This is a genomic window from Sphingobacterium spiritivorum (genome assembly GCF_016725325.1).
Lineage (GTDB): Bacteria > Bacteroidota > Bacteroidia > Sphingobacteriales > Sphingobacteriaceae > Sphingobacterium.
Map to the genome: position 1 here is coordinate 4,261,432 of NZ_CP068083.1, position 19,354 is coordinate 4,280,785.

Sequence of the window (19,354 nt, forward strand, 5' to 3'; positions counted from 1 at the left end):
ATTAGAAATGAGGAGGATCAGGTGTGAGGCAAGGAAAAATAAGGGCAATAAGATCTATATTGCCCTTATTAGGTTAAAAATCAATGTCATCACCTATATTTCCACCTTGTTCTCCGGCAAATTTGGCTTTATACTCCTCGTATTTTATCTCATGATAGTCCATCATTTCGGTAATTTCAGCAGTATTGAAATTCTGATTTCGTTTTGTCATCCATTGCATTGCGACACTTTGAAAATCAATGAGACCAATTCCGAAATTATCTTCAATCCATTGTGCACCATCAATTCCATACTCGTAAGCAGCCGTACGTGCAGCATTTAATTCTTCGTAAAAATAAGGGTCAGATTTTAAACGATCCAGATTGTTATTAGTGCCGGCAGGTGCCGTGTTACTTTTGTTATGAAGGTCAAGAATTACAGGATGATTTCCTATTTCCATAAAATACTGACCATAAAGGGTGGTGATGGTAAAAGTTTCATCTTCCTGCATACGCTTTGGCCATAGTATATTGAGCTCCTCAAATATAGTCTCGTCTATACCGAAAGCATTAAATAAGGTTTTCGGGTCTATACTACCCAGATTGGCAACCAAAGCTGTATAGTCTTTTAGTGAAATACCGTGAATGGGTTGTAACAGTGGATTATCATGATCTTCTTTGGTATAACCTGCTGTAGCCACGCCTGAATACTTCATTGAGTTAGCCATTTCAAAATTGATAAAATCGTCTGTGTCTGTTTCCGGATTCCATTCCTGATAAATCTGTCTCAGCAAATGTCTGCGGTAGCTGTGGCGGTCACTTTTATCCCAATCGCCATCACTGCTATCTACATGTTCCTGAAATCTTTTTTCTAATTCCGCATCAAACTGATCTTCTGTGTAATGCATACCATGTAATGTTTGGGGATCTAAATTCATAAGATTGTTAGTTTTGATTAAAATTTTCTTCGTTGCAGGCCCTGGTAGAAATTTTCGGTTTGATCTGCCAGATCCGGCACTAATATTTTCCATTCATCAAACATTGCTCGTTGATATTCCTGATAATATTTTGGTGCTATCTTTAGGGATTGCTGCCTTTGTTCTTCTAGCAGATCAAGCTGTTGCTGTAATTCCGTTGTTCTATTACTAGCCAGTTTCAACTTTAACTCATGTGCCTGATGATAGAGTATCCTTTCATTTTCCTGTTCTTTATGATATTTTTCCAGCAGGTGGCGTGTTCGTTGTTCTGCCAATCCCCGGCCAATGTCTTCCAGTCTTTGAGTCAGTGTACCTGGTTTAAAAGTATTCTTAGTCTGGCAGCTTGGACAGGTCAGATATGTCGTAATAAAATAAATTTTAGTCAGGCAAATTTTATCTCCGCATTGCTGACACCTGAACTGATCTTTGATCTGCGCATGCTCATCCAGTATCTTTTGATACAGTATTTCATAATCTGTTTGATTTGTATGTTCAAGTTGTTCACGGTAATAGTTGTACTTTTTGTGAAAATCATTGTACAACCTGTCAGAGCAGGTAATTCTAAAATCAGTTAAGTTATGATACATCGGATGCAAACCATCTATTTCTACGCTAAGTCGCTGGTAAACGGCTTCAATTTTGTCCTGATATATAGCTTCTGCCTTTTCTATTATACTATTAAGCTGCCCCTGTATGCCTGAATAAAATATTCCATATTCGCGTTCATCTCTTATTTTCAGCTCCTCAAGCTCAGGTAGTGCTGCTTCCGTGAATTCCTGCATTTTGACTTCTAATTTATTGAGAAATACAAATAATCTTTCCTGATTTTCAATCAGAATTTTAGACAACTCCTCCATAGAATTGAAATTATTTTCATGACCCAGGTTTTCTCTTTTGCTAAATAGGTTAAACATAGAATATCAGTAGTCTAATGTAAAAGATCTCTTACATAGAATTGTCTTCTTTTTTTAAATGTAATCCGTCAGTAATTCTGACCTTAATAAATTGAAATCCGCAATATGCACAATGTGTGAGACCGTCCTGCTGTGCTCTGCCTGCACCGCAATTGGGACAAGGATGTATGCTTAGTTCAGGCTCTTTCTCTTCCGGTTTTCCTCCGTAATGCTGCTGCGTCTTCGCTTTATTTTTTAACTTTTCAAGTATAGTATTAGTTTTCTTTTCTGTCATAAGAATACCTGTTATATGCAAATGCTGCTGTTCTCTATAATTTCTTCAGAAGTTCAGTCTTTTTTATTTTGTAATCGTCTTCATCTATCAGTTCGGAATCAAAAAGGGATTTTAGTTTTTTGAGCTTTTCTGCAATATCCTCTTGTGTATGTTCAGGTGGAGGTGTTTGTTCTTCAAGAATTATTCTGTCCATCAGCATACTGAAAGCTATGGCATTTCTGGTGGCTTCATTCGCATCAGTTCCTTTTTGAGAAATAGCCTGAGCAGTACTGAATTTGGTGTATTTGTCCATATCTGTCACCATGTTCATATTGCTGATTTTGTCGTAATGTTGTGTCACTTCTTCCGGAAGAGTTACGGAGGTAATCATGAACTGAGTCAATGTCAGACCAAATTGTTCAAAATATGGACGTAGTAGGGGAGTTACCTTTTGACTCAAATCTGTTATGTTACCTGCCACATGCGTAATTGTCAGTTGTTCATTTGCCAGAACTTCTCCAAATTTAGGAGCGATGTAATCACGAAGTTCATGTTGCAGTTCAAAAATTGTAAAGCGTTCATAGGATCCCGCATACTGTCTGAAAAAAGTCGGAATATCAGTAATCTGTATGTCGAAAGTACCAAAAGCACGTATACGAATTTGTCCGAATAGCGGATCATTCAGCAGAATAGGAGCCGGGGTACCCCATTTGTTATTAACAAAATGGCGGGTATTGAAATAATATATGTCTGCTTTAAAAGGACTTTCAAATCCATATTTCCAACCTTTGAGTTGACTTAACAGGGGTACATTCTCCGTACGCAACTTATAGAGTCCTGCGCGGAACACATCTGCCAGTTGACCTTCATTGAGAAATAATGCAGCCTGACTTTCCCGTACGGTTAATTGGGCTCCGTTTTTGATCTCTTTATCCTCATCCGGATACTTCCACATCAGTAGATTTGGATCCGGCGTAACACTCTCAATAATCTCTATAAAAGATAATTTCATAGCTTTTATTTAAAATTTAAAGATTAATATACAGTAATTATCTTTAATGTCAAAATTAAAATTATCAGAGCACATGATTTTATTGATTTTGTAACATTAATTTAACATAAAAGTAACATTAGCGAAGATTTCTTGTCTCACCGCCGGAAGTTAAAGGAATATCAGGCTGCCTTAGAACTTAATTAAGACAGCCTTAAAAATGGAAAGGCCCTGTAAGATTAGTGTCGTTTTATCTCCAGTTATAAAAGGTACGTTTACGGAAAGTATAGCTAACACCCAGTGATATGGTAAGTGCTCCTTCTCCACGACGCCCACCAACTTCACCGTCAAAACTGTCTCCTACAAAATTACCGCGTACATCAGCTGTAAAGTTTAAATTTTCGGTTAGTACAAAGCTATTTAAGATGCCTAAATTTGGACTTACTTTTGTAGCCTTTGGTTCATTTGTGGTCATCATCACACCTATACCCGCATAAGGAATAAAGGAATAAATCCTTTCATTATCATATCCGTCTATTATATTGTTCATATTGACTAATATATCTGCATGTCCGTATATATATTTAAAAGATTGTTTTTGGAGTCTTTCAGCAGCATTATATACTTCACCGGTAGAGTGACTTCCGTTTTGGGTGAGTCCTTTGATCTGAAAACCGTTTATACCTGCACGGACGCCTGTATTAGCATTGATCCATTTGCCGGCATACAAATCAAAATTTGGCGTAATGCGTTTCCCGAAAGAAAGTTGTTTGTTGTGATCTCCGAAATAGATCTGTCCCCCTATGCCTGCGCCTGCGAACCAGGGATTGTAAAAAGGGCTGTTCTTCCGTTGCTGAAATCGGGATGACTGCACAATCGGATCTTTTGTCGAAGCATTAGTATGCGTCGCAACAGGCAATAGCCAAATTAAAAGAATGAAATACTTTCTTTTCATGTTAGTGAATTTAGTGTGTTGGTGTATTTGTTGCTCAGAACAGTCCAAGCGAACATGTATACAGCGTTAGTGTGCTGTAAAGTTAGTTTTCTTTAATTTCTATGATAACAAATTTTTTAGTAATCTTTAGAGAAGTAGCTTTTAGGCTACAACTGGATAAAAGGTATAGGATATTGACCTGATCTGCTGTAAAGAAAAAGGAAAACAGAAAAAAGACAGATTTTTTTATAAAGAGAAAGAAAAATATAATAACGGTATAGTGTTTCTTTGGGTAAGAATTAATAAGTTTGCTGTTTAATACATAAGCGAATGATAACTGTAGTTATTATTGAAGACGAAGCTGTAATTCAAAAAGAAATAGCTTATCTGGTATCAGCTGAATCAGATACCAGGCTTACAGGAAGCAGTGATAGTGTATTATCTGCGGTACAGCTTATAGAGCTACAGCAACCGGATATTATTCTGATGGATATACAGTTGCGTGATGGTACAGCATTCGATATTATCAGATTATTAAAGTATAATCCTCAAAATATTATTTTCATTACAGCTTATGATGAGTTTGCGATCAGAGCAATCAAGTGCGGGGCACTGGATTATTTGCTTAAGCCCATCGATCACAGTGAATTCAAGCAAGCCTTTGAACGTTACCGCAAACGAAATACTGACATAAAGTCCGGAAAACAATTATCATTGGTGCAGAAATTAATGGAAAACCGGCAGCAAATTCCTGAACATATTGCTCTTCCGTCTTTGAATCAGATACGTATTATTACAGTACAGGAAATCATGTACTGTCGTGGAGATGGGCCATATACCTGGTTTTATCTTACTAACGGGGAAGAGCAATTAGCCTCCAGACCGCTTAAATATTACGAAGAACTCTTACAGCCCCCATACTTTCTGCGTACACACCAGTCGTATCTGGTTAACCGCAGATATGTTTCGGGAATTAGTAATTCGGAGAATCTTGTTTTAAAAAATAATCAGCATGTGCCTGTATCTGCCCGACGGAAAAAGAATATCTTGCAACAACTTTTTCCACAGTAATGTAGAAGCATATAATTTCTAAGTTCGATAGAACATATTTTAATTTAAACTGAAAAATGAATAAAATGAAACTGATAACACATACTTCCATTATTCTGTTAGCTTTAAGTATGAGCAGTTGTAATGGACAATCCGGTAAAGCGAATACAGCGATAGTCCAAACAGATTCCGTTAAACCTGTTGATCAACTGGAGACACTTACAAAAGAGCTTTACAAATGGGTGGAGTCTGATAATGCCGGCGAAGACTTCAGTCCTCTGCCTGAGCAGGAAACCGATAGCCTGTATTTGGGTTTGGACCTGGAGGCTCATAAAAATCGAGTTTCTACGCTTAAGAATACACATTTTTTTGCTACAGAATTTCTTGAAAATTATAACAAGATCGGACTGACGATTGATGAGAAGTTACGTAGTCATTCTTTTTCCTGGTATATCGGAGAATTACCCCCATTTGGAAACGGAGCAAATCCATGGTGTAATTGTCAGGATAATCCCGATGATTACTGGAAAAAAATCAGCCTGCAGGATGTCGTATTTGATGGTGAAACCGCAACTTACAACTGGACATGGGGAGACGGGGTTCCATACAAGATGAAGGCTGTCAAAGAGAATGACGGCTGGAAGGTTTCTTATATGCAAGGTTTTGATTCTGAGGAATTTCTTTCGCAGCAAAATAACTAATATTCAGACTTTTCGAAGATGATCGGGGAGAAGGACTATTCCTCTTCCTCATCATCTTAAGAAATATAATCCCAGCTCACTGGTAATTTATCGAGCAGTTCTTCAAACTTTTCATGATCACTGCTACATGCAAATGTTCTTCCAACTGCCGGATTTCTAAAGGCACAAAACCATTACTATCTATTGGAGTAAGTTGATACAATCATTTAATCTTTTCAAAGACTGTCATCTCCGCCATGCGTTAACAAGTAAAAATATAGTCAGAATGGGGCTTAACAGACTATTTTTCACATTTCAACTAAAGAAACAGCGCTTTAGATAAGCTCCTTATCTATCTCAGAATGGGTCTGAAAACACGAAATATGAAATAAAAGTTGTAATAAGAAGATTTCGTTTTATATTTGCGTTGTTTTTAATCAGTCTAAATAATTGGATTGAATATTGTAAATGTGGTTATTACATGGCCGTTTACAATAATAAGTCCGATAGCGTATAAAAATAACGCCATGCATAAGACGGCAATCCTTTGCATGGCGTAAAACTACGATCAGCGGCAACTGATTGTAGTTGATCTGCTCAGCAAGCTGAACAGGTCACTCCCGATACTGTAACATATGGAAGAATCTGCAAGATAGAGAAAAATAAAAAATTAAACTATTTCTTATTCAAATATCTTCTTGTTATTTCTTTTCATAAAGAGTTGAAACAAATAAATACGAACAATATTCAACATATTATGAAATACTTATATCTATTTTCTCTTTACAACTCTCCTGAAAGCGAGTCTATTATGCTTGTGCAACCTGTCAGCACGTTCAAAATAAGAGCTTCCAATCCATTTCGATAATATATTGCTTCCGTTTTTTCAATCTGTATACAGATTGATGCCTTACCGTTTCCTTTTACAGTATGTCAGCCTGTAAAGTGGAAATACTAAACTATGCTCAACACTTAATTCACATAATATAAACAACACACACCCTTAATTCAGTACACTCATGAATAAACTATTACGTTTGTTATTTTTTTGTCTTCTTTATCTGACCGGGTCAGCATCCTATGCGCAAAGCCTGTATTCAGTTGAAGGAATAATTTTAAATGAAAATGATCAGCCTGTTTCAGGAGCCACAATTAAACTGAACCCTTCAGATCTGGCAACAACAACAGATACCGAAGGTCATTTTAAATTGTCCAATGTAAAGTCTGGTAATTATGAATTGCAAATAAAATCCTTTGGATACAGCAAATATCAGTCTGTTGTATTGGTCAAGAATCAATCACTGGACCTGGGACAGATCAAACTGTCTTCAAAATCAGAATCTATTGACGAAGTCTCTGTCTACGGACGTTATTATCAGCAATATAAACTGGACAGCATTTCGGGTTCACTCCGTTTAAAAACACCTATTCTGGAGTTGCCTCAGAATATACAGATCATATCGGCCGATCTTATGGCTGATCAGCAAGTATTTGATATTGTAGATGGTATTACACGTAATATCAGCGGGGCTACACGTCAGGGACACTGGGATAACCAATACGCTAACCTGAGAATGCGCGGATCGAAAATTCCTGCATTCAGGAATGGTATGAATATCGAAGCTTCCTGGGGTCCTACCGCTGAAGATGCCTCTATGATTGAGCGTATAGAATTCGTAAAAGGTCCGGCAGGTTTTATGCTGGCTAATGGCGAGCCGGGAGGATTCTATAATGTCGTAACCAAAAAACCTTCAGGTCACACCAAAGGATCCGCAAGCTTCAATATGGGGAGCTTCAGCACCTACCGCGGAGCTCTGGATTTTGATGGTAAACTTAGTAAGGATGGTAAACTGTTGTATCGTCTTAATGTGGCAGGTCAACAGAAAGATTATTTTACAAAATACAACTACAGCAATCGTGTTGTAGTAGCGCCGGTATTGACGTATAAAATTGACGATGCGACCTCACTGACAGTAGAGTACACTTATCAGGGATCTACCTACCTGACGAATGGTAACTATACCTTTTCTCCAAAACAGTATGCAGATCCGGGCATTGCCAATGATTTCTTCTATGGAGATCCATCTTTTGAACCTAGTAAAATCAAAGACCACAGTGCCTATGTATATTTTGATCACAAGCTTAACGAAAACTGGAAATTACATGCTCAGGTAGCTTATTTTAATTTCAATATGATTGCAAACAGCACCTGGCTGAATTATATGAAACCGAATGGTGATATGCCTCGTAACCTCAGCATCGCTGATGAGGCCGGAGAAAACAGATTTGCACAGTTTTCTTTTACGGGAGAAGAGAAGACAGGAGGAGTAAGACACCGTTTACTGTTCGGAGGAGACTTTGGAAATAAAAAATTCTGGGGTGATTTCAGAACGTTACTGGATTCTATTCCATTTGCATCCCTTAATGTATACGATCCGAAATATGGTATTCCAGGCGCAGTCTTACCAGCTATTGACAGATCTAAAAGTGTAAAATTAAGAGCCGGAGGAAGTAACTATGTATCTTCTGTTTCTTATACTTCATTCTATGCACATGATGAGATGGCTTTCTTAAATGATCAGCTTCGTCTTTCCTTAGGTTTACGATTCACCAATGCGGTGACAGTGGGTAAGACCAATGCTGCTGATGTGAAAGATAATGTATGGAGTCCACGTGCAGGATTAAGCTATTCGATTGATAAATCGATGAGTGTATATACTTTATACGATCAGTCATTTGTGCCTGTGGCTGGAGTAGATTGGGAAGGAAATGCATTCAAACCTATACGAGGTAATAATGTGGAAGCAGGAGTAAAGAAAGAATGGTTTGGAGGTCGTTGGATTTCTACAGTAAGTGCTTATTCGATAAGAAGGGAAAATTCTCTGGTGACAGATCCGGATCCGAATCATGTTGTTAACGGGCAAACTTTCCAGGCACAGCTAGGGGAGACAAAATCAAAGGGAATTGAATTGGATATTACAGGTGAAATCCTAAAAGGATTAAATGTCAATGCCAACTATGCATTGACCGATTCTAAAATATCTAAAGCGAGTGACGAATCGACAATTGGAAATATAACACCTAATACAGCAAAACATACAGCCAACGCATGGCTGCAATATCGCATTCAAAACGGAACACTGAAAGGATTTGGTCTGATGGGAAGTGTTCAGACGATGTTTGACAGAGCAGTCGGTACGACAAAGGAATCCAATTTCAAAAACTATATACGTACAGATGGTGGTTTGAGTTATCAAAAAGGGAAATACAACATTTCATTATTGGTAAATAACCTGTTGGATAACAGAAAACTACTGACTGCAGGATCTTTTTCAAAAGCAAATGCAGCTACCCTTGCTAAGGGAGGAGTTGATTATTACAGCTATATCGTAGAAGCAAGACGTAATATGCGTCTTGGTATTACTTATAAATTCTAGAGATTAATAATATTATAAACCCAATTCATTAACCCCGCAGCGTATCAATAAAAGTTGATACGCTGTTTTTGTTTGAATAATAACCACAACATTTAGCTCCGTTATTTGTTATTACAGCAGTATTCGTGTTGGAAATCCTATACATACATCATTATTATAAAGCTTATGAAATTATTAATTCTTCTGTTTACTGCATTCTTTATCGCATTGTTAGCTGCGAAATTCATGTACGGATTCTGGGATTTTGTATTTGCAGGGAATCTGGGGATGAGTGTATTTATCATCTTTACCGGATTATCACATTTTAGATTTCAAAAAGGAATGGCTATGATGATGCCCGATTATATACCTGCTAAGATGTTTTTTGTATACTTCACAGGAATATTGGAAATAGCTGCAGGAATAGGACTCATGATTCCCGGACTGCGTGCATTGACAGCTGTATTACTTATTATATTTTTAATAGTGGTGTTTATAGCAAATGTGAATTCTTCTAAGAAAATGATCAATATTTTCAAAGCCGATTACACAGGCCCCGGAATGAATTATCTCTACGCCCAAAGACTGCCTATGCAATTGATTCTGATTGGCTGGACCTGGTATTTCGGACTTTATTTAAAATAACATATTCCGAAGAATACAGTTGAGGTTAACAAACAGGTCATTGGTTATAACTGGTTGATCTTGAATATAATGTTAGTTCATAAAGACTGCAGGATAATCTAGTATTTATAATATGTCTATACCAAAATTTGCAGTTTTCTATATGCAAAATAGCATAAAACAAATACAATTGTTTGCTTCCCTTACTTAATAAAACTACTTTTGTTTATTGATGAACAAGATAATACCAAATATTTCAATGCATTATAAGCGATGTTTTTTCGTATTCGCTGCTATACTTTTGGTATTACTGACCTCATGTGTCGTCAAAACAAGCATCAAAAATCTGGCAGGTATTCCTGTTAAAACGGAACAGAGTATACCTAAAGGCAGTCAAAATTTTTCTGCACATGCAATTGAAAAATGTTCCCAATCCGATGCTTCAGATAAACAAATCGTTCAAAAGAAATCTATTGATACGAACGATTTACTGCCTGCCGTTATCTTTACGGCTGCATTTCTTTTTCTATTCGCCTTACAGCCTGTAAACAAAGAAAGTAAACATCCGCTTTATAGTGATAGTGGAAAAATCCACAGTTCTATTCCCATCTTTCTCGAATACCGGAAACTTATTCTTCATTACACCTGCTAATTTCCTCTTCTCCTGTTGACCGCATCTGTTCAATGGGTTGTATTTCTATTGATTTCATTTTAAAATAATCTATGGTCGCCGTTTGCGACCTGTCCAAAATTTGTAGAGTAATATGATAAAACATATTATGGCGACCTCATTATTCTGGTCGGCCGTTGTTGTTATGTTTCCAATACATGCACAGCAACAAAAGAAACATACTTTAGGCAGTTTGTGGTCTGAAGTTGAAGAAAATTATCCGGGCGTTAGTGTAAGAACTTCAGCAATTGCTGCTGCAAAGTTCAACCAACGAGCCGTCAAAGGCAATATGCTCCCACAGATAAATGCACAGGCACAGAATACATACGGAACTTATGAAGGAAGTGCCGGAGCATTTTTTCCACAGGCAGGATTTTTCAATGTAAGTGGTTCAGCTGTACCACTGGACGGAAGTTCTGTCGCAGCGAATACCTTTGGTTCTGCTACTATTCAATGGGAAGTATTTTCCTTCGGAAAGCTTGGCAAACAGAATGAAGCTGCAGGAGCGTTATATCACAAATCGGTCAGTGAGAAAGATGCATATGTGCTCAACCTGAAAAAAACATTATCTGAACGGTATATCATTCTCCTGTATAATAATGCCAAGCTGCAGTGGGCAGAAAAGAACGCCGAACGCCTCAACGATATACGCAAAGTAACTGCTGCTATGTCCGCTTCCGGCTTGCGACCTGCGGCAGACAGCCTGCTCGCTTCGTCTTCGTATGTACAGGCTATGGGTGAACATGATAAATGGCAGGGCTTTGAAAAGGCCGCTTATATCAAGCTTTTGGAATTGTATGGTAATGATACCATCAATTATACCGCATCGGCCAACAGATTTGAGAACATGGCAGAAAATAGATTCGGCAAAAGCAAGATTATAAATGTCTCGCACCCTGTTTTAGATGCTCTGGATAAACAATCTGAGTATTACATGTTAAGCGGGGAAGCGCAAGAAAGATCTTCTTTGCCTTCCATTAACTTGTTAGGCGGATATGCGTATCGGGGCACGGGTATCAATCCGAACGGAGCGGTATCGGGAGCCTGGAAAGATGGATTTAACAATACCACCAGTAACTTTTTGGCAGGTATCGGTATCACATGGAATCTGACCAGTCTGCATACAAATCGTATGAAAGGTCAGCAGCTTTTTAAAGAAGCGGAAAGCACCAGATTTTTACATGCACAATATGAACAGGCTATGCAGGCAGATTTATCCGCTTCGCAGGCAAAAATCATTCAGCAGTATAGCCAACTTCAGAAAACAAAGCTCGCTGTGCAGCAGTCTCAGGATGCATACCATATGTACCGGGCAAGATATAAAAGTGGATTAATCACCTTGAGCGAACTGTTGCAGATACGCATCTTACTCGAACAGGCGGAGAACGCCCATATTGAGGCTTCCCGTGATTACTGGGTATTGCTGGTTTACGAGGCAGAACTGACTGCTGATTTCGACTTTTTGTTTAATAACCTTTAATTAATCGTATATGAACATAATAAGATTTGCGTTAAGAAAACCTATTGCGATTATGGTTGTCATACTCGCAATAGCTTTCTTTTCCTACAATACTATAAAAAAAATAAACGTAGATATATTTCCCGAAGTGGAATTACCGGCGATGTATGTTGCTATGCCTTATGGTGGATTATCACCGGCATATATGGACGGTTTTATGGCAAATGAGTTCCAAAAGGTTCTCCTGTTTGTGAGCGGCGTCAAAAATATTGATTTCAAAAGTGTACAGGGCCTGACCCTGATGAAGCTGACCTTTTATCCGGGAACGAATATGGCACAGGCTGCCGGGGAGGTGTCCACATCCGTTTCCCGGGCAATGGGCTTTCTGCCACCCGGAGCCGTCCCACCGATGGTGGTACGTTTTGACGGCAGTTCGCTTCCGGTTGGTAATCTCGTTTTTGAAAGTGATCAGCGTTCTGTTAATGAAATACAAACATTAGCATTGACCAAAATCAGGCCGATGTTTGTACAAATTCCGGGTATTACTTCCCCTGCACCTTTCGGTGGCAATGTGCGTTCTATCGTTATCAACATTGACCCCGATGCTATGCAGGCGAACGGGTTAAGTCCCGAAGATATAACGCTTGCCATTACGAGAAACAGCCTTCCGTCACCTGCCGGAAATATCCGGATAGGAGAGGAAAACCTGATGGCACCCATTAATTCCATTGCCAAGGGACCGGAAGAGCTATTGAAAACCCCTGTGAAAACAAGTGCTAACCGCACCATATATGTAGGCGATGTTGCCCGTGTAGAAGACGGCGCAGACCAGACCGTAGGTTACGCTTTGATAAACGGCAAACGTTCGGTTTACCTGCCCATTATTAAAAAAGCGGATGCTTCCACACTGGATGCTGTGGAAAACCTGAAAAATGCCATTCCGATGCTGAAAGATCAATTGCCCGAAGATGTAAAGGTCAGCTATGAATTTGACCAATCCAGCTATATCGAACGCTCTCTTTCCAACCTTATCCACGAGGGGATTTTAGGAGCGGTTTTCACGGGGTTGGTCATATTATTGTTCCTTGGCGATACACGGGGAGCTATCATTGTTGTATTTACTATTCCGATTGCCGTTCTTTCCGCAGTTACGACCTTGTACCTTTTCGGGCAGACCATCAATATTATGACTTTGAGCGGTCTTGCTCTGTCTATCGGTATTCTTGTCGATGAAGCTACGGTAACGATAGAGAATATACATCAGCATATGGAAATGGGTAAGCCCAAACAGCGGGCGATTGTGGATGCTTTGCTGGAAATCTCTATTCCTAAATTGCTGATATTGCTTTGTATTCTTGCGGTATTGACCCCAGCCTTTATTATGACAGGTATTCCAAAAGATATGTTTATGCCTTTATCGATGGCTGTTGCCTTTGCTATGATAGCTTCCTTTCTGGCTTCGCAGACCTTTGTACCGATACTGGCAAACTGGATGATGAAGAACAAACACAACTCAGAAACCATTTCAGCAAGAAAACGGGCCTTCTTTGACAAATTCCGTGTCAATTATTCCTACCGTATGCGTAAATGGTCAACCAGAGCCGTACCGCTTTTTATCGTGTATGTGTTGGTTGCTTGCGCTATCGCAAGTTTACTTTTGACTGTCGTGGGTACAGATGTAATGCCAGTTTCCAATAATGGTGATTTTCAGTTACGTATACAGGCTCCACAGGGAAGCAGAATTGAAAAAACAGAACAGATTGTCAAAGATATTACCAATGAAATCAAAGCCGAACTGCCTGAAAACGGACTGAATATTACTTCTGCATTTGTAGGAATGCATCCCGCAGGGTCACCTATTAACCCCATTTTCCTTTTCAGTAATTCTTCTCACGAAGCAATATTGCAAATATCCGTTAATCAGGAGGTTTACGGCGGTTCAATGGAAGATTTCAAAGAAAAAATCCGCAATAAGATTACAGAGAAGCATCCTGAAGTTGCTTTTAATTTCGAACCGATGGAGCTGACCGAAAAAATTATGGGACAGGGAGCAATGACACCGATTGAAGTCAAAGTAGGCGCAGGTCAGGTAAAAGGCGCTTTTGCACATGCCTCAAAGATTGAAGCTAATCTGAAAAAAGTTCCTTATCTGCGGGATATCCGGATTGCAGAACCCATTGCTTATCCGAATATGGAAATTGAAGTAAACCGTGACCTTGCCGGACAGTTCGGACTGACAATTCAGGATATTACCCGCAGTCTGGTTACGGCGACCTCATCTACCCGTTTTACGGACAAAAACCTGTGGATTGATCCGAAATCTGGATTGGTATTCCAGACACAGGTACAGATACCGGAGGGTATGATGTCGGAAGAAAGATTGCGGTCACTTCCTTTGAAAGCGGGAAGCCTTCGTCCTGTACTGGAAGATGTAGCGACTATACGCAGGGTGATAGCTCCGGCACAGGTAAACCGTAAGGGACCAAACCGTTATGTAACCATTGTTGCCAATGTATACGGGAAGGATCTGGGCACGGCTTCTTGGGCAGTGAAACAAGCCATTAAAGATGCAGGAGTACCGCCGCGTGGTACGACTATCTGGACAGAGGGAACATTACAATTGCTGGATGATACATTAGGAAGTCTTCTGGCTGGTTTGGGTGTGGCCATTATGGCCATATTCCTGATGCTATCGGCTTATTACCAATCATTCAAAGTCCCTTTGATTATCCTTTCAGTGTTGCCTGCCGTAATTGCAGGCAGTCTGATTATCCTTTTCTTTACAGGCAGTACGCTCAATCTGCAATCTTATATGGGTATTATTATGTCACTCGGGGTATCGGTTTCCAATGCGGTACTACTGGTCAATCAGGCGGAATACTACCGTAAAAAATTACTCTTGAAACCAGCCAACGCTGCAAGACTTGCCGCTTCCTCAAGGCTAAGACCTGTACTGATGACCGCTGCAGCCATGCTTGCCGGAATGTTGCCGATGGCAATGGGTTTAGGCGACGGAGCAGAGCAGATAGCTCCTTTGGGCAGGGCGGTTATCGGTGGTCTGATTGCATCTACCGTCACCATCTTATTACTCGTACCACATTTCTTTTCTTCTCTGATGTCAAGGACTAAAGTTATTAGCCCGTCATTAGATCCTGATGATTACGAAAGCAGGTACTATGCAGAACAGTCCGGTAAACAAACGATATCATAAACTTTAAAATTAACATTACAATGTATCACAGCATTTCAATAAATAGAAAAACAACAGCTCTATTGGCATTGACCATATTGTTGGTATTGCTGCTTTCGGCTTGCTCACAAAAAGAACAGGAAAAGCCACAAGCGAAAAAAGAGCCTGTAAAATCCATGAATTATAAGACAGCACCTGTACAGGTTATCAATCCTGAATATGAGATATCCGTTCCGGCAGAACTGAAACCCTATGAGCAGGTCTCTGTATATGCAAAGGTTACCGGATTTGTACAGCGGTTGTATGTGGATAGAGGGGACAGAGTTAGGAAAGGTCAGCTTTTGGCCGTATTGGAAGCTCCCGAAATGCAGCAGCAATATCTTTCCGATAAATCTACCGAGCAAAAGGTTTATAGCGATTACCTTTATGCAAAACAGGCATATGACCGATTGATAACGGCTTCCAAAACAACCGGAGCAATTGCAGATATTGAACTCGACAGGGCTAAAAGCGCAATGGAAAGTGCCAAATCCGCTTATGATGCTTCCAAAGCAGGTACGGCGCATTCATCGCAATTACAACAGTATCTACGTATCACCGCACCGTTTGACGGCGTGATAACCCAAAGGAATATTTCAGTTGGCGCATTAGCGGGAGCAGGAAGCAATATACCCTTGTTTATGATGGCGCAGAGTAATAAGCTCCGCCTGACGTTATCCCTGCCCGAAAAGCACGCATCATCCGTTCAGCGGGAGATGTACGCTACGTTTACGGTCAGCTCTCAGCCGGGTAAAACATTTGACGCCAGACTTTCCCGTACCTCGGGATTGCTTGACCAGCAAGACCGGTCGCTTACACTGGAGTTTGATGTAAACAACCCGTCGGGCGAACTGCAGGGAGGAGATTATGCACAAGTCAAACTGAAATTAAAACGTAAAAATGCCACTAATTGGGTACAGACAAAGAGTATATTAAATACACAGTCAGGAACTTATATTTTGACGTTAAATAACGATGAAGTAAAACGGATTGCTGTACATGAAGGAATTCGTTTAGATACACTGACGGAGGTTTTCGGTAATCTGGATCCGGAGGACAAAATTATCATCAAACCATCGGAAGAGATTAAGGAGGGGAGAATAAAGAAACAGGACTCGTTCAAGTAAAGCCGGCAATAATATGTAAAAGAAAAACATCCTTACCAGCATTATGGCAGGGATGTTTTGTTTGAAATCAGTGTCAGATTGTTTTTGAAGCTATTCGTTTGATGAATGAACCAAAATATAGCCAATAACGGGGATTTTTTTATTCTGTATTTCTATCTAATATTGATCAATATGATGAATAAACTTTTGATGCATGAGAATATTAATATTGAGTACCTTTTTATGTTGACTTCAGTTATGGCCTGTACACAGGAAAAAAATGATAATCCTCAGGTAGTGATCTCAGAAATGAAAACCATAAATGCTGTTCCTTTTTTAACGAAACAGAATGATTTTACTTACGTAGAGAAAACAAGTTTAAAGCCCACTATTAATCAAAAATTTAAGGCAGCCTCTTTATTTACAGCTACAGGTTTTGCAATTGTTGGGAATGAAAAGAATGAATCTGCAGTCATAGATGAAACAGGCAAAATAATTTTGAATTTTTCAGAAGAAAATATAGATATGAATGTTGTAAACGGACTTACATTTTATAAAAAAGATATGGAATACCAAAAGAAAATGCCTGTATGGAAATGGGATTGGAATATCATGGGAGGCGGCATCAAGAAGGAACAAACCTATCATAAATTTGAGATTGGTATTTTAGAAACCAGACAAGTTTTACTCAGGGAGGATATCCCGTACCTGGAAGACAATTATTATCTGAATTTTGTTTCTGTAGATGAAAACCATGTTTTTTGGAATGGAAGTCTTTATGAAATCAAAAAAAATCGTTTACACAACGTTGAGAATAATATTGCTGAATTGTTGGAAGATAAACGCTTTATCAAATCTTCAAATTCAACTTTTTCAGTATATGGATTGAATCAGAAAAAAGCAATTCACAATAGTCTGCAAGGTACTGAAACCCTATTAATTCGGTTTGGTAAGGAAAATATAATATTAAACGAAGTTAATAAGGAACGGTATAAACCGGATATCCCTAAACTTTTAATGGATAGTAAAACCAATGATGTTTATGCCTTTCCACAATATGATAAGGTATTTCCAAAGGAAATAACAAAGGCAACAGCTTCGCAGATTGATTTTATTAAAAAAACATCCTTGCTGTATTCCATTACCAATTCACCTTACTTTTTACTCGGTGTTTTTAATTACGATCAGGATGTTTGGGCATATGACTGGCTTTATATCGATACCAAAGGAAATGTTACAGATACTATCGATGCCTATAATTTTAAGGTTTTGGATCAGGTTGGATATCTGGTTTGGCCCGATAGGAAAATTATTTTACCCAATCAGTTCAATGAAAAAAACTGGAAGTTTGGAAAAATAAGTTATTATCAGGGTATGAATGATTTATATCTTATCCGGATTGAAGACGAAAAAGAAGTGAGAACAATGGGCTTGTGGAATAGCAAAACAAAGACCTGGGAGGTAAAACCTGAATACAATGATATTTCGGTTTTGGATACAGAAAAAGAAATCTATTCCCTTCAAAAAGAGAAAGATGGTCTGTATACACTTTATGATAATAAGAATAAAAAGAATATAGGATCGAATGCTTATAAATCCATTAATTCGGATGGATTAGTCAATGCTAAGCTCCACGAAGGCGAAACCATTTACTATTATATCGATATTTATTCCGGAAGAGAATACAAAGAAAATTAAAACAATAAATTAAAAAAGGATACACTATGATTTTCAGAAAGTTATTGCCCATTGTTACCTGTATGATAAGCATCTCAACCTTTGCACAAATAAAAACAGGAGTATATTTTTCTTCCAACAAAAAATATAATGAGATTATAGAGGACCTTGGAAATCCATTAGCAGGAAATCCGGTTATGATTGTGAAATCCTTTGTTCCCAACTATGGAAGCTATGTTTGGTATCTGAACGAAAGTAAAGCTGAAAATGAAGCCTATTTAGATGATCATCCTAAGGATTTGCATGCAGGAATTTTTCTGGAAGATCACGGTGGATTAATTTCGCAAATTACCTTTAGAGATTTTGCAAAAGGTCTGGCACAACCGCGATACCTCATTAATTATTGCGAAGTCGGTGATGCAGACAAAGATGGTTTTCCAGAGTTTTACCTGACTTATTTTGAAGAATCAGACGGTTTAGACGCCAAACCATTGAAAGTTATTGTTTATACCAGGAGAGGTCAAAAAAAGCTTTCAAAATCAAAAATTACAGGTTGGATATCATTTGAAGAAGCTGACCCTTATCGTGAAGAAAGAGATTCAAATTTCAAATTATTATCCAAACCCATAAGACTGCACGCTGAAAAAATATTGAAAGATGCCAAAAACGGAATAAATTAGAATACAAAAATATGTACTTACTGCACACGCGTACGCTAACGCTTCTCTGGCGCAAGCGTCCGCTTGTGACAATACGGGATGGTTATAAATAAATTGCACACGCGATATATGTGCGCAAACAAGGTTATGTTTTAATTTAAGAAGTTATTAAAAATAAAGAAGTGAAATATTTTATCATTTTAACCTCGTTGTGGGTTGTGTTGAGTTCTAACGCCAGTGCTCAGAAACTGAAAGTCACAACCATTTATACCGAACCCAATCGAGTTACAAAAGAAATCCCGGAAACGGGAGCTGTACAGCATTATACAACCCGTAAAGAAATTGCGGAGCGTCTTAATCCCACGATCCTCCTGATTTCCAAAAAAGAGAAAACTGTAAAGTTTCGTATACAGGGAAATATCAGTTCCGGAGGACACAATATTCATCAGGTAAGTAAAATTCGTTTAGAAAAAGGAGAGGAGAAAGGCAATATCCTGACACTGAAATGTTTTGTAGAAATCAAAAAGATTCCCGGCAAAGAAAGTGCTGATATTGCGGGATATAACTATACAAAAGATGAAACCTGTAAAATCCCGGATGATGTTAAAGCAATAAAGATGGAGTTGTACGAAGAACGAATCACCGATCCCTCAGGCAGAACTCCAAAGCTTATTGCAGAACAAACTTTTAATTTCTTTGCAAAGATGTAATTGCCTGAACAATTTCAGGAATACATT

General features: G+C 38.7%; 16 protein-coding genes. 11 read left to right on the top strand and 5 right to left on the bottom strand.

Annotated elements, in window-relative coordinates; genetic code table 11:
• Positions 1 to 73: 73 nt before the first annotated feature.
• From I6J02_RS17720 to I6J02_RS17740, 5 genes are all read right to left on the bottom strand, one after another.
• Positions 74 to 916 carry a DUF6620 family protein gene (locus I6J02_RS17720; RefSeq protein WP_236582146.1) on the bottom strand — a complete coding sequence of 281 codons (843 nt, stop codon included), beginning with the start codon at positions 914 to 916 and terminating at the stop codon, positions 74 to 76.
• A 17-nt stretch (positions 917 to 933) separates the two neighbouring features.
• Positions 934 to 1,869, bottom strand: a complete 936-nt coding sequence (locus tag I6J02_RS17725; protein WP_201679148.1) for a hypothetical protein — start codon at positions 1,867 to 1,869, stop codon at positions 934 to 936.
• 31 nt (positions 1,870 to 1,900) lie between these two features.
• Positions 1,901 to 2,143: a hypothetical protein gene (locus I6J02_RS17730; RefSeq protein WP_201679149.1), complete on the bottom strand. Its 243-nt coding sequence runs from the start codon at positions 2,141 to 2,143 to the stop codon at positions 1,901 to 1,903.
• A 34-nt stretch (positions 2,144 to 2,177) separates the two neighbouring features.
• On the bottom strand, positions 2,178 to 3,134 hold the full coding sequence (locus tag I6J02_RS17735; RefSeq protein ID WP_201679150.1) for an SPFH domain-containing protein: 957 nt from the start codon (positions 3,132 to 3,134) through the stop codon (positions 2,178 to 2,180).
• 229 nt (positions 3,135 to 3,363) lie between these two features.
• The gene (locus I6J02_RS17740) at positions 3,364 to 4,068 is read right to left on the bottom strand and encodes a hypothetical protein (protein ID WP_201679151.1); all 705 of its coding nucleotides are present in this window, start codon (positions 4,066 to 4,068) and stop codon (positions 3,364 to 3,366) included.
• A gap of 309 nt (positions 4,069 to 4,377) precedes the next feature.
• On the opposite strand from I6J02_RS17740, the gene I6J02_RS17745 reads away from it, so the two are divergent.
• The 11 genes from I6J02_RS17745 (at position 4,378) to I6J02_RS17795 (ending at position 19,327) form a co-directional block, all read left to right on the top strand.
• Positions 4,378 to 5,118 (top strand): LytR/AlgR family response regulator transcription factor, encoded by a 741-nt coding sequence (locus tag I6J02_RS17745; protein WP_201679152.1) that lies wholly within the window; start codon positions 4,378 to 4,380, stop codon positions 5,116 to 5,118.
• Positions 5,119 to 5,183: 65 nt separating this feature from the next.
• Positions 5,184 to 5,798, top strand: coding sequence for a hypothetical protein (locus I6J02_RS17750; protein ID WP_201679153.1), 615 nt, complete (start codon positions 5,184 to 5,186; stop codon positions 5,796 to 5,798).
• A 998-nt stretch (positions 5,799 to 6,796) separates the two neighbouring features.
• A complete protein-coding gene (locus I6J02_RS17755) occupies positions 6,797 to 9,214 on the top strand; it encodes a TonB-dependent receptor (RefSeq protein WP_201679154.1) in 2,418 nt (805 codons plus the stop codon).
• A 165-nt stretch (positions 9,215 to 9,379) separates the two neighbouring features.
• Positions 9,380 to 9,838 (top strand): DoxX family protein, encoded by a 459-nt coding sequence (locus I6J02_RS17760; protein ID WP_201679155.1) that lies wholly within the window; start codon positions 9,380 to 9,382, stop codon positions 9,836 to 9,838.
• Between the two features lie 238 nt (positions 9,839 to 10,076).
• Positions 10,077 to 10,469: a hypothetical protein gene (locus I6J02_RS17765; RefSeq protein ID WP_236582147.1), complete on the top strand. Its 393-nt coding sequence runs from the start codon at positions 10,077 to 10,079 to the stop codon at positions 10,467 to 10,469.
• A gap of 112 nt (positions 10,470 to 10,581) precedes the next feature.
• Positions 10,582 to 11,967: a TolC family protein gene (locus tag I6J02_RS17770; RefSeq protein WP_201679157.1), complete on the top strand. Its 1,386-nt coding sequence runs from the start codon at positions 10,582 to 10,584 to the stop codon at positions 11,965 to 11,967.
• A 10-nt stretch (positions 11,968 to 11,977) separates the two neighbouring features.
• Positions 11,978 to 15,157: an efflux RND transporter permease subunit gene (locus tag I6J02_RS17775; RefSeq protein WP_201679158.1), complete on the top strand. Its 3,180-nt coding sequence runs from the start codon at positions 11,978 to 11,980 to the stop codon at positions 15,155 to 15,157.
• A 20-nt stretch (positions 15,158 to 15,177) separates the two neighbouring features.
• Complete coding sequence (locus I6J02_RS17780) at positions 15,178 to 16,302, top strand: efflux RND transporter periplasmic adaptor subunit (protein ID WP_201679159.1); 1,125 nt, start codon at positions 15,178 to 15,180, stop codon at positions 16,300 to 16,302.
• A 171-nt stretch (positions 16,303 to 16,473) separates the two neighbouring features.
• Positions 16,474 to 17,979 (top strand): hypothetical protein, encoded by a 1,506-nt coding sequence (locus tag I6J02_RS17785; protein WP_236582148.1) that lies wholly within the window; start codon positions 16,474 to 16,476, stop codon positions 17,977 to 17,979.
• 26 nt (positions 17,980 to 18,005) lie between these two features.
• Positions 18,006 to 18,638 carry a hypothetical protein gene (locus I6J02_RS17790; protein ID WP_201679160.1) on the top strand — a complete coding sequence of 211 codons (633 nt, stop codon included), beginning with the start codon at positions 18,006 to 18,008 and terminating at the stop codon, positions 18,636 to 18,638.
• Positions 18,639 to 18,799: 161 nt separating this feature from the next.
• On the top strand, positions 18,800 to 19,327 hold the full coding sequence (locus I6J02_RS17795; RefSeq protein ID WP_201679161.1) for a hypothetical protein: 528 nt from the start codon (positions 18,800 to 18,802) through the stop codon (positions 19,325 to 19,327).
• The last annotated feature ends 27 nt before the right edge of the window (positions 19,328 to 19,354 follow it).

Coding starts and splice junctions, on each gene's coding strand:
- I6J02_RS17720 (WP_236582146.1), bottom strand. CDS start 916: ATGAATTTAGATCCCCAAACATTACATGGTATGCATTACACAGAAGAT.
- I6J02_RS17725 (WP_201679148.1), bottom strand. CDS start 1,869: ATGTTTAACCTATTTAGCAAAAGAGAAAACCTGGGTCATGAAAATAAT.
- I6J02_RS17730 (WP_201679149.1), bottom strand. CDS start 2,143: ATGACAGAAAAGAAAACTAATACTATACTTGAAAAGTTAAAAAATAAA.
- I6J02_RS17735 (WP_201679150.1), bottom strand. CDS start 3,134: ATGAAATTATCTTTTATAGAGATTATTGAGAGTGTTACGCCGGATCCA.
- I6J02_RS17740 (WP_201679151.1), bottom strand. CDS start 4,068: ATGAAAAGAAAGTATTTCATTCTTTTAATTTGGCTATTGCCTGTTGCG.
- I6J02_RS17745 (WP_201679152.1), top strand. CDS start 4,378: ATGATAACTGTAGTTATTATTGAAGACGAAGCTGTAATTCAAAAAGAA.
- I6J02_RS17750 (WP_201679153.1), top strand. CDS start 5,184: ATGAAACTGATAACACATACTTCCATTATTCTGTTAGCTTTAAGTATG.
- I6J02_RS17755 (WP_201679154.1), top strand. CDS start 6,797: ATGAATAAACTATTACGTTTGTTATTTTTTTGTCTTCTTTATCTGACC.
- I6J02_RS17760 (WP_201679155.1), top strand. CDS start 9,380: ATGAAATTATTAATTCTTCTGTTTACTGCATTCTTTATCGCATTGTTA.
- I6J02_RS17765 (WP_236582147.1), top strand. CDS start 10,077: ATGCATTATAAGCGATGTTTTTTCGTATTCGCTGCTATACTTTTGGTA.
- I6J02_RS17770 (WP_201679157.1), top strand. CDS start 10,582: ATGATAAAACATATTATGGCGACCTCATTATTCTGGTCGGCCGTTGTT.
- I6J02_RS17775 (WP_201679158.1), top strand. CDS start 11,978: ATGAACATAATAAGATTTGCGTTAAGAAAACCTATTGCGATTATGGTT.
- I6J02_RS17780 (WP_201679159.1), top strand. CDS start 15,178: ATGTATCACAGCATTTCAATAAATAGAAAAACAACAGCTCTATTGGCA.
- I6J02_RS17785 (WP_236582148.1), top strand. CDS start 16,474: ATGATGAATAAACTTTTGATGCATGAGAATATTAATATTGAGTACCTT.
- I6J02_RS17790 (WP_201679160.1), top strand. CDS start 18,006: ATGATTTTCAGAAAGTTATTGCCCATTGTTACCTGTATGATAAGCATC.